Here is a 13,014-nt window from a genome sequence, read left to right as displayed (position 1 = left end):
CGGCATCGGCGGAGTCTAAGCGAGTCCGCACAGCTGGAACAACGCCCAGCATCCCACCCGGGTTCCTCCCCGGTCACCCGCCCGCGCCGTCACGGCCCGAAGAGCCCCTGTTGTCCGCTTCCTGAGACACCGCCCTGGCCCTGCTGGGGCGGGACGAGGCCCAGGTGCGCCCAGGCGGCCGGGGTGGCGACGCGTCCGCGCGGGGTCCGCGCGAGCAGGCCTTCCCGTACGAGGAAGGGCTCGGCCACCTCCTCGACGGTCTCGCGCTCCTCCCCCACCGCGACCGCCAGGGTGGACAGACCGACCGGGCCGCCACCGAACAGTTTCAGCAAGGCCTGGAGCACCGCCCGGTCCAGCCGGTCCAGGCCCCGGGCGTCCACCTCGTACACCCCGAGGGCCGCCGCGGCGATCTCGCGGGTGATCACGCCGTCGGCCTTGACCTGCGCATAGTCCCTGACGCGGCGCAGCAGGCGGTTGGCGATACGGGGCGTGCCGCGCGAGCGGCCGGCGATCTCGGCGGCGCCCGCCGGGTCGATCTCCACGTCGAGCAGGCGGGCCGAGCGGTGGATCACCCGCTCCAGCTCGGCCGGCTCGTAGAACTCCATGTGGCCGGTGAAGCCGAAGCGGTCGCGCAGCGGGGGCGGCAGCAGGCCCGCGCGCGTGGTGGCGCCCACCAGGGTGAAGGGGGGGAGCTCCAGGGGGATGGCGGTGGCGCCGGGGCCCTTGCCGACGATCACGTCGACCCGGAAGTCCTCCATCGCCATGTAGAGCATCTCCTCGGCGGGCCGCGACATGCGGTGGATCTCGTCGAGGAAGAGGACCTCGCCCTCCTGGAGGGAGGAGAGGATCGCGGCGAGGTCACCCGCGTGCTGGATCGCGGGGCCGCTGGTGATGCGGATGGGGGCGCCCATCTCGGCCGCGATGATCATCGAGAGCGTGGTCTTGCCGAGGCCGGGGGCGCCGGAGAGCAGCACGTGGTCGGCGGTGGCGCCGCGGGCGCGCGCGGCCCGCAGCACCAGGTCGAGCTGCTCGCGGACCTTCTCCTGGCCGACGAACTCCTCCAGGTCCTTGGGGCGCAGGGCGGCCTCGACGGCCTGGTCCTCGCCGTCGGCCACGGAGTCGACCAGCCTCGGGTCGGTGGCGTCGGCTCCGGTCTCGTCCCAGTTCATCAGCGGTTCTCTCGTCGGATCGGTCAGCGGGCGCGATTGAGGGTCTGGAGCGCGGCCTTCAGGAGCGCGCCGATGTTCGGCGACGCGGCGGCCTCGGCCTGCGGGGCCACCGCGGACACCGCCTCGTCGGCCTCGCGGGTCGCGTACCCGAGGCCGATCAGGGCGGCGTGCAGCTGGTCGCGCCAGCCCGCCGTGACGGGAGCGCCGACGGCCGGGGCGCTGCCGACGGGTGCGCCGAGCCGGTCCTTCAGCTCGATGAGGAGCTTCTGGGCACCCTTCTTGCCGATGCCGGGCACGGCGGTCAGCGCCTTCTCGTCACCGGAGGCGAAGGCCCGGCGCAGCGCGTCCGGGGTGTGCACCGACAGGACCGCCTGGGCGAGCCGGGGGCCCACTCCGTTGGCCGTCTGGAGCAGTTCGAAGACCTGCTTCTCGTCGTCGTCCGCGAAGCCGTAGAGCGTCAGCGAGTCCTCGCGCACCACCAACGACGTGGCGAGCTTGGCCTGTTGGCCCACCCGCAGGGTGGCAAGGGTGTTGGGCGTGCACTGGAGGGCCATGCCGACGCCGCCGACCTCGACCACCGCGGTGTCGGGGGCGAGGGCGGCGACCGGGCCGCTGACGAAGGCGATCATCGCGTGACCTTCTTTACGGGGAGTTGGGCACGGCGGGCCTGCTCGTGCGCCTGTTGGAGGCGGTTGACGGCGGGGGCGCGCCAGATGTGGCAGATGGCGAGGGCCAGCGCGTCGGCCGCGTCGGCCGGCTTGGGCGGCTCCGCCAGCCTCAGAAGCCGGGTCACCATCGCCCCGACCTGGGCCTTGTCGGCCCGGCCACTGCCGGTGACGGCGGCCTTGACCTCGCTGGGGGTGTGCAGGGCGACGGGGATGCCGCGGCGGGAGGCGCAGAGCATGGCGACGGCGCTGGCCTGGGCGGTGCCCATCACCGTACGCACGTTGTGCTGGCTGAACACGCGCTCCACGGCGACGAATTCGGGCCGGTGGGCGTCGAGCCAGTCCTCGATGCCGCGCTCGATCGCGACCAGGCGGTGGCCCAACTCGGCGTCCGCGGGCGTGCGGACGACCCCGACGCCGAGCATGGTGAGCGGACGGCCCGCGACCCCCTCGACGACGCCCACGCCACACCGCGTCAGACCGGGGTCCACCCCGAGTACCCGCACGGTCCCTCCCCTCGGTGATCTTTCAACCTGCTGCCAGGCTATCCGCTGCCACTGACAACGGCGGCGGGCCGATGGGACGTGTCCCATCGGCCCGCCGAAAACGCCTCGCCGCGGCGGCGCCTACGCGTCGACCTTCTCCATGACCTCGTCGGAGACGTCGAAGTTGGCGAAGACGTTCTGCACGTCGTCGCTGTCCTCCAGCGCGTCGATCAGCTTGAAGATCTTGCGCGCGCCCTCCTCGTCGAGCTCGACCTGCATGGTCGGCACGAAGCTGGAGTCCGCCGAGTCGTAGTCGATACCGGCCTCCTGGAGCGCGGTACGGACCGCGACCAGGTCGGTGGCCTCGCTGATGATCTCGAAGGTGTCGCCGTTGTCGTTGACCTCTTCGGCACCGGCGTCCAGGACCGCGCCGAGCACGTCGTCCTCGGTGAGCTCCGCCTTGGGCAGGATGATGACGCCCTTGCGGTTGAAGAGGTACGAGACGGAGCCCGGGTCGGCCATGTTGCCGCCGTTGCGGGTCATGGCGACGCGGACGTCCGAGGCGGCGCGGTTGCGGTTGTCGGTGAGGCACTCGATGAGCACCGCGACACCGTTGGGGCCGTAGCCCTCGTACATGATCGTCTCGTAGTCGGCGCCGCCCGCCTCGAGACCGGCGCCGCGCTTGAGCGCGGAGTCGATGTTCTTGTTGGGCACCGACTGCTTCTTCGCCTTCTGCACGGCGTCGAAGAGGGTCGGGTTGCCGTCGATGTCGGCGCCGCCGGTGCGGGCCGCCACCTCGATGTTCTTGATCAGCTTCGCGAAGAGTTTGCCGCGCTTGGCGTCGATCACGGCCTTCTTGTGCTTCGTCGTAGCCCATTTAGAGTGGCCGGACATCTGCCTGTCTCCTTCGCGTAACCAATTCTGCGTCGTTCGCCAGAGATCCTACCGGGAGCCGGTCACCCGGCGTCGCGCACCATGTCCACGAACAGGCCGTGCATCCGGTGGTCGCCGGTGAGCTCGGGGTGGAACGAGGTGGCCAGCGCGTTGCCCTGGCGTACCGCGACGATGTGGCCGCCGTGCTCGGCGAGGACCTCGGCGCGCGCGCCGACCGACTCCACCCAGGGCGCCCGGATGAAGACGCCCTCGACGGGGCCGACTCCCGAGACCTCCACGGTGGCCTCGAACGACTCGTTCTGGCGGCCGAAGGCGTTGCGGCGCACGATCATGTCGATGCCGCCGATGGTCTCCTGGCCCGAGCGCGGGTCGAGGATCTTGTCGGCGAGCATGATCAGGCCGGCGCAGGTGCCGTAGACGGGCATGCCGTCGGCCACGCGCGCGCGCAGCGGCTCCATCAGCCCGAAGAGGACCGCGAGCTTGGAGATGGTGGTGGACTCGCCGCCGGGGATGACCAGGCCGTCCACCTCGGCGAGCTCCTCGGGGCGCCGGACCGGCCTGGCCACGGCGTCCGCCGCGGCCAGGGCGATCAGGTGCTCCCGTACATCGCCCTGGAGGGCCAGGACGCCGATGACGGGTGTGTTGCTCATGTGCTTCGGTACCTGTGCCTTACCAGCCGCGGTTGGCGTAGCGCTCGGCCTCGGGGAGGGTGTCGCAGTTGATGCCGACCATGGCCTCGCCCAGGTTGCGGGAGGCGTCCGCGATGATCTTCGGGTCGTCGTAGAAGGTGGTGGCCTTCACGATGGCGGCGGCGCGCTTGGCCGGGTCGCCGGACTTGAAGATGCCGGAGCCGACGAAGACGCCCTCGGCGCCCAGCTGGCGCATCAGCGCGGCGTCGGCCGGGGTGGCGACGCCACCGGCGGAGAACAGCACGACCGGCAGCTTGCCGAGCTCGGCGACCTCCTTGACCAGCTCGTACGGGGCGCGCAGCTCCTTGGCGGCGGCGAACAGCTCGTTGTTGTCGAAGCCGCGCAGCTTGGCGATCTCGTTCTTGATCTGGCGCAGGTGGCGGACGGCCTCGACGACGTTGCCGGTGCCGGCCTCGCCCTTGGAGCGGATCATGGCCGCGCCCTCGGCGATCCGGCGCAGGGCCTCGCCCAGGTTGGTGGCGCCGCAGACGAAGGGGGTGGTGAAGGCCCACTTGTCGGAGTGGTTGACCTCGTCGGCCGGGGTCAGGACCTCGGACTCGTCGATGTAGTCGACGCCGAGGGACTGGAGGACCTGGGCCTCGACGAAGTGGCCGATACGGGACTTGGCCATGACGGGGATGGAGACCGCCTCGATGATCTCCTCGATCATGTTGGGGTCGGACATCCGGGCCACGCCGCCGTCCTTGCGGATGTCGGCCGGGACCCGCTCCAGGGCCATGACCGCCACGGCGCCCGCGTCCTCGGCGATCTTCGCCTGCTCGGCGTTGACCACGTCCATGATCACACCGCCCTTGAGCTGCTCGGCCATGCCGCGCTTCACGCGCGCGGTGCCGATCTCGGGGTTCTGGGCGGTGGTGGGGAGGGTGCTGGACACGGGACCTCACTGGGGTGGAGAAGGTGGAGAAAAACGGTTCTCTGCTGTCCAGCAGGGTGGCTCCGCGGACCAGTCCACAGCAAGGGCCAATGTGGAGGCGGTGGATCGTTTTGGCCCGGCGGCGGTGGTGACGGCCTGGTCCGTTCTGGTCCGTTCTGGTCCGTTCCCGGGTTTCCCCGGTGGCCTCGTCCCGGTTACGGCCGTGAGCCCGGGCGGTCCGCCAGCGCGGCCGGGGGCTCGTCGTCCATCTCGAAGGCGAGCGGGAAGGGGGCGTGGCCGGCCAGCCGGAACCAGCGGACCTTGCGGTGCCGGCGCAGGGCGCGGGCGGCGCGTACGGCGTCGTTGTGGAAGCGGCGGGCCATCGGGACGCGGCGTACGGCCTGGGCCAGCTCCTCGGCCGCGTCCACGCCGCCGGGGGCCTCGCGGACCGCGTCCATCTGGGCGGGCTCGCCGAAGACGGCCCGCAGCGCCTGGCTGAGCTCGCTCTCGGCGACCTCCCGCTGCTCCTCCTCGGCCTGGCGGGCCGCGTGCGCCGCCTCGTACAGCACGATGGAGGCGGCCGGGTCGAGCACGCCGGAGGTGGCGAGTTCCTGGGTGACCGAGGCGCGGCGCAGCAGCTGGGCGTCGAGGGCGGCGCGGGCGGCGTCGATGCGGGCGTGGAGCCTGTCGAGGCGGCCGGCGGTCCAGCTGAGGTAGAGGCCGATGGCCACGAGGGCTACGGCGGTCCAGATGAGGGTTACGGTCACGGGCGGCAAGGGTACCGGGCCCCCACCCCGCCCCTTCCCTTAACCCTCCGGGGGTGGGGGTGGGTTGAGGCGCCCACCCGGGGGCTACGCCCCCAAGCCCCCCGTCGCGGGGCCTGCGGCCCCGGGACCCCGCTGCGCGTGTATCTGCGGCCCGGTGGTGGGCTGGTCGCGCAGTTCCCCGCGCCCCTAGGGGGTTGCCCTCAGCCGGTGAACTCAGCTCAGCCACAGGCTTTTAGGGGCGCGGGGAACTGCGCGAGAAGCGGCCACGGCCCGCAGACGAAAGCGGGCCTCGGGGCCACGGAGAAGCGCCCGAACGGGCCGTCCTACCCAGGGGCGCGGGGAACTGCGCGAGCAACCACCCACACACCCGCAGACAGAGACCGGGCCAAACAGGGGCGCGAGCAACCGCCCACTCAGCCGCAGACGAAGACCGGGCGTTCAATCCCGCGCTAGGCCGAACCTCGCCCTGAACCCCGGGCGTTCGTCCGTGGCCACCGACGCCGCCCCGTCCGTCACCGTCTCGTACACCGCCAGGATGTCCGCCCCGACCGTCGACCAGTCGAAGCGGCGGACGTGGGTGGAGCCGCGGGCGCTCAGTTCCGCGCGGCGGGCCGGGTCCGACAGGAGGCGCAGGGCCGAGGCGGCGAGCGCGTCCGCGTCCTCGTTGGCGAAGAGCTCGCCCGCGCCACCCTGGTCCAGGACCTGCGCGAACGCGTCCAGGTCGCTGGCCAGCACCGCCGCCCCGGCGGAGAGCGCCTCGACCAGGATGATGCCGAAGCTCTCGCCCCCGGTGTTGGGCGCCACGTACACGTCGACGCTGCTCAAGAAGCGCGCCTTGTCCTCGTCGCTGACCATCCCGAGGAACTCGACCCGCGCGCGCATCTCCTCGGGCAGGGAGGCGACCGCCTCCTGCTCGTCGCCGCGGCCCGCCACCAGCAGCCGGGTCTGCGGGCGCTCGGCCAGGATGCGTGGCAGCGCCTTCATCAGGACCGGCAGGCCCTTGCGCGGCTCGTCGATACGGCCGATGAAGCCGAGCGTGTCGCCCTGCCACTCGGGCCGGGGCTCGGCCTTGGCGAAGAAGTCGACGTCGACGCCGTTGGGAATGACCACCGCGTCGCCGCCGAGGTGCTCCACCAGCGTGCGCCGCGCGTACTCGCTCACCGCGATCCGCGCGCTGATCTTCTCCAGGGCCGGCTGGAGGATCGGATAGGCCGCGATCATCGCGCGCGAGCGGGGGTTGGAGGTGTGGAAGGTGGCCACGATCGGCCCCTGCGCCGCCCAGCAGCTCAGCAGGCCCAGCGAGGGCGAGGCGGGCTCGTGGATGTGGATGACGTCGAAGGTGCCCTCGTGCAGCCACCGCCGCACCCGGGCCGCCGACAGGAAGCCGAAGTTCAGCCGCGCCACCGAGCCGTTGTACGGGACGGGGACCGCCCGGCCCGCCGAGACCACGTACGGCGGCAGCGGGGTGTCGTCGTCGGCGGGCGCGAGGACGGAGACCTCGTGGCCGCGCCGGATCAGATGCTCGGCCAGGTCCCTGATGTGGAACTGGACGCCGCCCGGTACGTCCCAGGAGTACGGGCAGACGATGCCGATCCTCACGCCCGGCGCTCCTCAAGGTCGGCGAGCCACAGCCGTTGCAGCATGTGCCAGTCCTCCGGGTGTTCGGCGATTCCGGTGGCGAAGGCGTCGGCCAGCGCCTGGGTCATCACGGAGGTCTTCTCCGCGCGCGTGCCCGTCTCGGGCACCTCGACCGGCGGGTGCACCCGGCCCCGCATCACGGGCGACCCGTCGTACCAGAGCGTCACGGGAAGCAGCAGCGCGCCCGTCTGCTGGGCGAGCATCGCGGGTCCGGCCGGCATCCGCGCGGCCTCCCCGAAGAACTTCACCTCGACGCCGGAGGCGGACAGGTCGCGGTCCGCCACCAGGCAGACCAGGCCGCCCGCCCGCAGCCGCCGGGCCAGCGTGCCGAAGGCCGAGCCGCCGGTGTGCGGCAGGACCTCCATGCCGAGGCTCTCGCGGTAGGCGACGAACCGGTCGTACAGCGTCTCGGGCTTGAGCCGCTCGGCGACCGTGGTGAACGGGGTCTCCAGCTTGGTGGTGACCCAGGCGCCCGCCAGGTCGTAGTTGCCCATGTGCGGCAGCGCAAGCACCACACCGCGGCCGGCGGCGAGGCCGTCGACCAGGTAGTGGACGTCCTGCGGCTCGAAGCCGCTCCTCATCCGGTCCTTGCTCCAGGCCGGCAGCCGGAAGGACTCCATCCAGTACCGCATGTACGAGCGCATGCCGGCCTTGGACAGCTCGGCCAGGCGCTGCGGGGAGGCGTCGGGCACCACGCGCGCGAGGTTGGACTCCAGGCGCAGCACACTCCTGCCGCGCCGCTTCCACACCGTGTCCGCGATCCGCCGGCCGAGGGCCGTGGCCACCGGCTCGGGGAGCTTCTTGACGGTGGCCCAGCCCAGTCCGTACAGCGTGTCCGTCAGCCGTTCCCTCATGAGGCGGCCTCACTGCTCCTGGCGGCGGCGTCCGCCTCCTCGGACTCGCGGCGCACCGTCACCACCCGCTGGACCAGCGTGATCAGACTGCCCACGGCGACGATCCACAGCGCGATCGGCAGCAGCACCTGGATGCCCGGCACACCGAACTTGTGCAGCCCCGCCAGACCGGCCGCGACCAGCGAGATCACCAGGCGCTCGGCCCGCTCGATCAGTCCGTTGACGGCGACCGGCAGCCCGATCGACTCGCCGCGCGCCTTGGTGTACGAGACCACCTGGCCGCTGGCCAGACAGAAGATCGCCACCGCGCACAGCACGTTGTCGTCGCCCTTGCCCGCGTACCAGAGGGCGAAGCCGCCGAAGATCGCGCCGTCCGCGACGCGGTCCAGCGTCGAGTCGAGGAACGCGCCCCAGCGGCTGGAGATCCCCGCCTGGCGGGCCATGTTGCCGTCGACCAGGTCGGAGAAGACGAACGAGGTGATGACGATGGTGCCCCAGAAGAACTCCCCGCGGGGGAAGAAGACCAGCGCCCCCGCCATCACTCCGGCCGTGCCGAGCAGGGTCACGGCGTCCGGGCTCACCCCCCGGCGGAGCAGAAACGCGGCGAACGGCGTGAGGACACGCGTGAAGAATGCACGCGCGTACTTGTTCAGCATGGCCTTCCCGACGGTCGGTGTGGCCGCGCGGCCCTGCTGGCCACCGGCTGGCCCATCGTAGCCAGGCCCGCGCACCTCCACTGCCGCGCACCCGTGCCACCCGCGTTCCCCGTACGACGTATGGACGCACAGTGACCGGAGTGGAACGCTGGAAAGACCGCGGGCACGCGAAGCCGCCTCCACCGGGTCCTTCCCGGCCGGGGGCCGGGGGAGGATTCCGCGCGGCCGCGCCCTCTCACCACCTCACCGTGCAAGAAACGGAAGCCATACGGGAGGAACGGCATGGGCGACAAGGCGAGTGCACATCCCGGAGCCGCCGGCAGGGCAGCTACGGCCGACCACCCCTCATCCGTACGGAATGTGGTGCTGGTCGGCCACAGCGGATCCGGGAAGACGACATTGGTGGAAGCGCTCGCGCTGACGGCGGGGGCCGTCAACCGCGCGGGCCGGGTCGAGGACGGCGGGACCGTCTCCGACTACGACGAGATCGAACACCGGCAGCAGCGCTCGGTCCAGCTCTCGCTGGTCCCCGTGGAGTGGGGCGGCTGCAAGATCAATATTCTGGACACTCCCGGATACGCCGACTTCGTCGGGGAACTCAGGGCCGGTCTGCGAGCGGCGGACGCGGCCCTCTTCGTCGTCTCCGCCTCGGACGGCGTGGACGGGGCGACCCGGATGGTGTGGGACGAGTGCGCGGCCGTGGGCATGCCCCGGGCCATCGTGGTCACCCACCTGGAGGCCGCCCGCGCCGACTTCACCGAGATGACCCGGGTGTGCGCCGAGGCCTTCGGCGGCGACGACCCCGACGCCGTACTGCCGCTCTATCTGCCGCTGCACGGCCCCGAGGGCCCGGACGGGCACGCGCCCGTCACCGGCCTGATCGGACTGCTGTCGCAGCGCGTCTTCGACTACGCCTCGGGCGAGCGCAAGGAGGCCGAGCCGGCGCCCGAGCAGCTCCCGCTCGTCGAGGAGGCCCGCAACCGGCTCATCGAGGGGATCATCGCCGAGAGCGAGGACGAGACCCTCATGGACCGCTATCTCGGCGGCGAGGAGATCGACGTCAAGACGCTCGTGGACGACCTGGAGCGGGCGGTCGCCCGCGGCACCTTCCACCCGGTGCTCGCGGCGGCGCCCGCCGCCGAGGGGGCCCGCCAGGGCATCGGCACCGTCGAGCTCCTGGAGCTGGTCACCGGCGGCTTCCCGACGCCTCTGGAGCGCACCGCGCCCGAGGTGACCACCCCGCAGGGCGCCGCACGCCCCACCCCGGTCTGCTCCCCCGAGGGCCCGCTGGTCGCCGAAGTGATCAAGACCTCGTCCGACCCGTACGTGGGCCGGGTCAGCCTGGTCCGGGTCTTCTCCGGCACCCTGCACCCCGACGAGACCGTCCATGTCTCCGGGCACGGGATGACCGACCGCGGCCACGAGGACCACGATGTCGACGAGCGGATCGGCGCGCTCTCCTCCCCCTTCGGCAAACAGCAGCGCACCCTGTCCTCCTGCATCGCGGGCGACATCGCGTGTGTGGCCAAGCTGACCCGCGCCGAGACCGGGGACACCCTCTCCGGCAAGGACGACCCGCTGCTGATGGCGCCCTGGGACATGCCCGACCCGCTGCTCCCGCTCGCCATCCAGGCCCACAGCAAGGCCGACGAGGACAAGCTCTCCCAGGGGCTCTCCCGGCTCGTCGCCGAGGACCCCACCATGCGCCTGGAGCAGAACCCGCACACCCACCAGCTGGTCCTGTGGTGCCTGGGCGAGGCCCACAAGGACGTGGCCCTGGAGCGGCTGCGCAGCCGCTACGGCGTCCAGGTCGACGTCGTCCCGCACAAGGTCTCCCTGCGCGAGACCTTCGGCGACACCGCCACCGGGCGCGGCCGCCACGTCAAGCAGTCCGGCGGCCACGGCCAGTACGCGATCTGCGAGATCGAGGTGGAGCCGCTGCCCCCCGGGTCCGGTATCGAGTTCGTCGACAAGGTGGTGGGCGGCGCGGTGCCGCGCCAGTTCATCCCCTCCGTGGAGAAGGGCGTACGGGCCCAGGCGGCCCGGGGCGTGGCGGCCGGCTATCCGCTGGTCGACGTACGGATCACGCTCCTGGACGGCAAGGCCCACTCGGTGGACTCCTCCGACGCGGCCTTCCAGACCGCCGGGGCGCTGGCGCTGCGGGAGGCCGCCGCGGACGCCCGCATCCACCTCCTGGAACCCGTCGCCGAGCTCCAGGTCCTGGTCCCCGACGACTACGTCGGCCCGGTCATGAGCGATCTGTCCGGCCGCCGGGGCCGCGTCGTCGGGACCGAGCAGGCGGGTCCGGGGCGCACCCTCGTCCGGGCCGAGGTGCCCGAGATCGAGATCGGGCGGTACGCGGTCGACCTGCGCTCCGTCTCGCACGGCACCGGCCGGTTCGACCGCGGCTACGCCCGGCACGAGCCGATGCCACCACAACTGGCGGAGAAGATCCGGGAATCGCTGGAAAAGACCGCTTAGACACCGGGATTTGACGGTTCGTCGGAATCGCCGTCCGGCCAACCCCCTTACGGTGGACGGCATTCCGATGTCCCGTGTCGCTCGGGCACTGACCCCGATACGCTGTGTCCCTGCTCAGCAGGTGTGCGGGGACCGGCAGTCGGGAAGAGGCCGCAGAGCGACGGCGTGCGGCGATGGGGGCGGCAGTGGCGGACGAACCATTCGACTTCTCACCCGGGGCCCAGGTCCCGCTCCAGGGCTCGGCGGGCCAGACGGCCGCGACCCAGGCACTCGCCTCGGCCGCCTACCGAGACAGCCCGGTCGCCGACATCCTCAAGGCCAACAACGAGTGGCACGAGTCGGCCGTCACCAAACCCCGGCTCTCCCTCTTCGAACCCAACCTCGGCGAGGCCTTCTCCCGCGCCGTGCAGTCCCGGATGCTCGGCGCCACCCGCAAGGCGATCATCCAGTCCTTCGGCACCGAACCGCAGACCGTCGTCGAGCACTGCCTCGCCGCGATCCGCATCCGCAAGGAACGCGACATCCGGCTCACCGCGATCACCGGTGTCTTCGGCGTGCTCTTCCTGCCCGGTCTGCTGCTCTGGCTGGGCCTGTTCCAGCTGCGCCGCACCCTGGCCGGCGCCAAGGACCGGCGCGTCGGCGCCCTCGGCAACCTGCTCCTTCTCGCCTTCACCGTGCTCGCCGTGATCGCCCTGGTCAAGCTGCCCTTCGGCGGCTTCCTCGCGATCTATCTGCGGGCCATGCTGGTGATGCCCGTGCTCGGCTGGTTCTGGGCCAAGCAGATCTGCGAGGCCACCGCCAAGGACCTGCGCGCCCGCTGGAACGGCCTGCTCGCGGGCGGCGGGGTCGGCGCCAAGATCCCCGAGGCCGTACCGAAGAACCCGCACGAGACCGCAGCCGAGCAGCTGCGCCAGAACCTCGCCAAGCTCACCGCCGAGCAGCACAGCAACGCCGTCTTCTACGCCGGCCCCAAGGGCATACTCGGCATGGGCACCCGCTGGGGCAGCTGGCAGCTCGCCGAGGAGCTCGTCCCCAAGGACCCCGGCAAGGAGATCCACGGCTTCCGCAGCTGGGACGTCATAAGGGCCATCCAGGACCGCCTCCAGCTGCTGGAGCGCGGCCCCCTGCACACCGGCGGCTTCCCCAAGCCCTCGGTCAACAACTGGGTCGTCTCCCCCGTCGGCGAGAACGCCAAGGAGGTCGCCCGGCCCACCGGCCAGGACGTCGACAACTTCCAGGTCCGCCAGCACGAGGTCCAGCGGATCTGCAACGAGCAGCAGTTCTCCAGCGGCAACCGCCACTACCTGGGCGTGCAGTTCACCCTCTGGGACGGCCAGCTGGTGATCACCATGATGATCACCGTGACCGTGCTCCACGAGACCCTGCGCATCGAGGTCACCGGCCATGCGCTGGGCCCGGTGCACGCCCTGTTCACCACCAAGCCCAGCCCCAAGACCAAGTCGGTCGACAAGACCTTCAAGTTCTGGGAGAAGAAGGAGATACAGCTTCCGCTGGTCGAGCCGCGCGAGGTCGTGCGCCTGGCCGCCCGCGCCCCGCTCACCTGGTACCCGCCGCTCCTGGACCACCTCGGCGGCAAGCTGGTGCTGCCCGAGCCGTTCGGGCTGCGGCACGCCTGGGCGGACAAGCCGTGGCGGCACCGCTTCATGGCCGACGACGCGATGCGCGCGGCGACGCCGGTGCTGCGCGTGGTGCACGCCGCCGCGATGAAGGTGCTCGACGAGCACGGCGTGGACACCGAGCGCTTCACCAACCGCTCGATGATCCTCAGCGGCATGGTGCAGGACCCGGCGCCGCGCAAGGCCGACTGGTACGACGCGTAGG

12 protein-coding genes are annotated in these 13,014 nt (G+C 71.8%); 2 read left to right on the top strand and 10 right to left on the bottom strand.

The genetic code is table 11. The features are described 5' to 3' along the window. Window positions 1–89: 89 nt before the first annotated feature. From ruvB to pgsA, 10 genes are all read right to left on the bottom strand, one after another. Window positions 90–1,169, bottom strand: a complete 1,080-nt coding sequence (ruvB, locus tag ABD236_RS19820) for a Holliday junction branch migration DNA helicase RuvB (protein ID WP_344075111.1) — start codon at window positions 1,167–1,169, stop codon at window positions 90–92. 23 nt (window positions 1,170–1,192) lie between these two features. Next, window positions 1,193–1,798, bottom strand: coding sequence for a Holliday junction branch migration protein RuvA (gene ruvA, locus ABD236_RS19815; protein ID WP_344075110.1), 606 nt, complete (start codon window positions 1,796–1,798; stop codon window positions 1,193–1,195). Then, on the bottom strand, window positions 1,795–2,340 hold the full coding sequence (gene ruvC, locus ABD236_RS19810) for a crossover junction endodeoxyribonuclease RuvC (protein WP_344075109.1): 546 nt from the start codon (window positions 2,338–2,340) through the stop codon (window positions 1,795–1,797). Before ruvC ends, ruvA begins: the two co-directional genes overlap by 4 nt. A gap of 120 nt (window positions 2,341–2,460) precedes the next feature. Further along, window positions 2,461–3,213, bottom strand: a complete 753-nt coding sequence (locus tag ABD236_RS19805; protein ID WP_101387404.1) for a YebC/PmpR family DNA-binding transcriptional regulator — start codon at window positions 3,211–3,213, stop codon at window positions 2,461–2,463. 62 nt (window positions 3,214–3,275) lie between these two features. Next, a complete protein-coding gene (gene pdxT / locus ABD236_RS19800; RefSeq protein ID WP_344075108.1) occupies window positions 3,276–3,863 on the bottom strand; it encodes a pyridoxal 5'-phosphate synthase glutaminase subunit PdxT in 588 nt (195 codons plus the stop codon). Window positions 3,864–3,882: 19 nt separating this feature from the next. Beyond that, the gene (pdxS, locus tag ABD236_RS19795; RefSeq protein ID WP_229848351.1) at window positions 3,883–4,731 is read right to left on the bottom strand and encodes a pyridoxal 5'-phosphate synthase lyase subunit PdxS; all 849 of its coding nucleotides are present in this window, start codon (window positions 4,729–4,731) and stop codon (window positions 3,883–3,885) included. A 260-nt stretch (window positions 4,732–4,991) separates the two neighbouring features. Continuing rightward, window positions 4,992–5,543, bottom strand: coding sequence for a LemA family protein (locus tag ABD236_RS19790; RefSeq protein WP_344075106.1), 552 nt, complete (start codon window positions 5,541–5,543; stop codon window positions 4,992–4,994). A 438-nt stretch (window positions 5,544–5,981) separates the two neighbouring features. Continuing rightward, entirely contained in the window at window positions 5,982–7,142 is a 1,161-nt protein-coding gene (locus ABD236_RS19785) for a glycosyltransferase family 4 protein (protein ID WP_344075105.1), read from the bottom strand. Further along, on the bottom strand, window positions 7,139–8,035 hold the full coding sequence (locus ABD236_RS19780) for a phosphatidylinositol mannoside acyltransferase (RefSeq protein ID WP_344075104.1): 897 nt from the start codon (window positions 8,033–8,035) through the stop codon (window positions 7,139–7,141). Before ABD236_RS19780 ends, ABD236_RS19785 begins: the two co-directional genes overlap by 4 nt. Next, the gene (pgsA, locus tag ABD236_RS19775) at window positions 8,032–8,691 is read right to left on the bottom strand and encodes a phosphatidylinositol phosphate synthase (protein ID WP_344075102.1); all 660 of its coding nucleotides are present in this window, start codon (window positions 8,689–8,691) and stop codon (window positions 8,032–8,034) included. The genes ABD236_RS19780 and pgsA overlap by 4 nt, the downstream gene beginning before the upstream one ends. 282 nt (window positions 8,692–8,973) lie before the next feature. Here pgsA and ABD236_RS19770 point away from each other — a divergent pair, with 282 nt between their 5' ends. Both ABD236_RS19770 and ABD236_RS19765 read left to right on the top strand, forming a co-directional pair. After that, window positions 8,974–11,172 carry an elongation factor G-like protein EF-G2 gene (locus ABD236_RS19770; protein ID WP_344075100.1) on the top strand — a complete coding sequence of 733 codons (2,199 nt, stop codon included), beginning with the start codon at window positions 8,974–8,976 and terminating at the stop codon, window positions 11,170–11,172. Window positions 11,173–11,357: 185 nt separating this feature from the next. Further along, on the top strand, window positions 11,358–13,013 hold the full coding sequence (locus ABD236_RS19765) for a hypothetical protein (RefSeq protein WP_344075099.1): 1,656 nt from the start codon (window positions 11,358–11,360) through the stop codon (window positions 13,011–13,013). Window position 13,014: the final 1 nt, after the last annotated feature.

Source organism: Streptomyces crystallinus, from assembly GCF_039521265.1.
Taxonomy (GTDB): domain Bacteria; phylum Actinomycetota; class Actinomycetes; order Streptomycetales; family Streptomycetaceae; genus Streptomyces; species Streptomyces crystallinus.
This window is presented reverse-complemented; position numbering and strand designations above follow the sequence as displayed.

Excerpts from the sequence above, each read along its gene's own strand:
- pgsA (WP_344075102.1), bottom strand. The coding sequence starts at position 8,691 with ATGCTGAACAAGTACGCGCGTGCATTCTTCACGCGTGTCCTCACGCCG.
- ABD236_RS19770 (WP_344075100.1), top strand. The coding sequence starts at position 8,974 with ATGGGCGACAAGGCGAGTGCACATCCCGGAGCCGCCGGCAGGGCAGCT.
- pdxT (WP_344075108.1), bottom strand. The coding sequence starts at position 3,863 with ATGAGCAACACACCCGTCATCGGCGTCCTGGCCCTCCAGGGCGATGTA.
- pdxS (WP_229848351.1), bottom strand. The coding sequence starts at position 4,731 with ATGGCCGAGCAGCTCAAGGGCGGTGTGATCATGGACGTGGTCAACGCC.
- ruvA (WP_344075110.1), bottom strand. The coding sequence starts at position 1,798 with ATGATCGCCTTCGTCAGCGGCCCGGTCGCCGCCCTCGCCCCCGACACC.
- ABD236_RS19780 (WP_344075104.1), bottom strand. The coding sequence starts at position 8,035 with ATGAGGGAACGGCTGACGGACACGCTGTACGGACTGGGCTGGGCCACC.
- ruvB (WP_344075111.1), bottom strand. The coding sequence starts at position 1,169 with ATGAACTGGGACGAGACCGGAGCCGACGCCACCGACCCGAGGCTGGTC.
- ABD236_RS19805 (WP_101387404.1), bottom strand. The coding sequence starts at position 3,213 with ATGTCCGGCCACTCTAAATGGGCTACGACGAAGCACAAGAAGGCCGTG.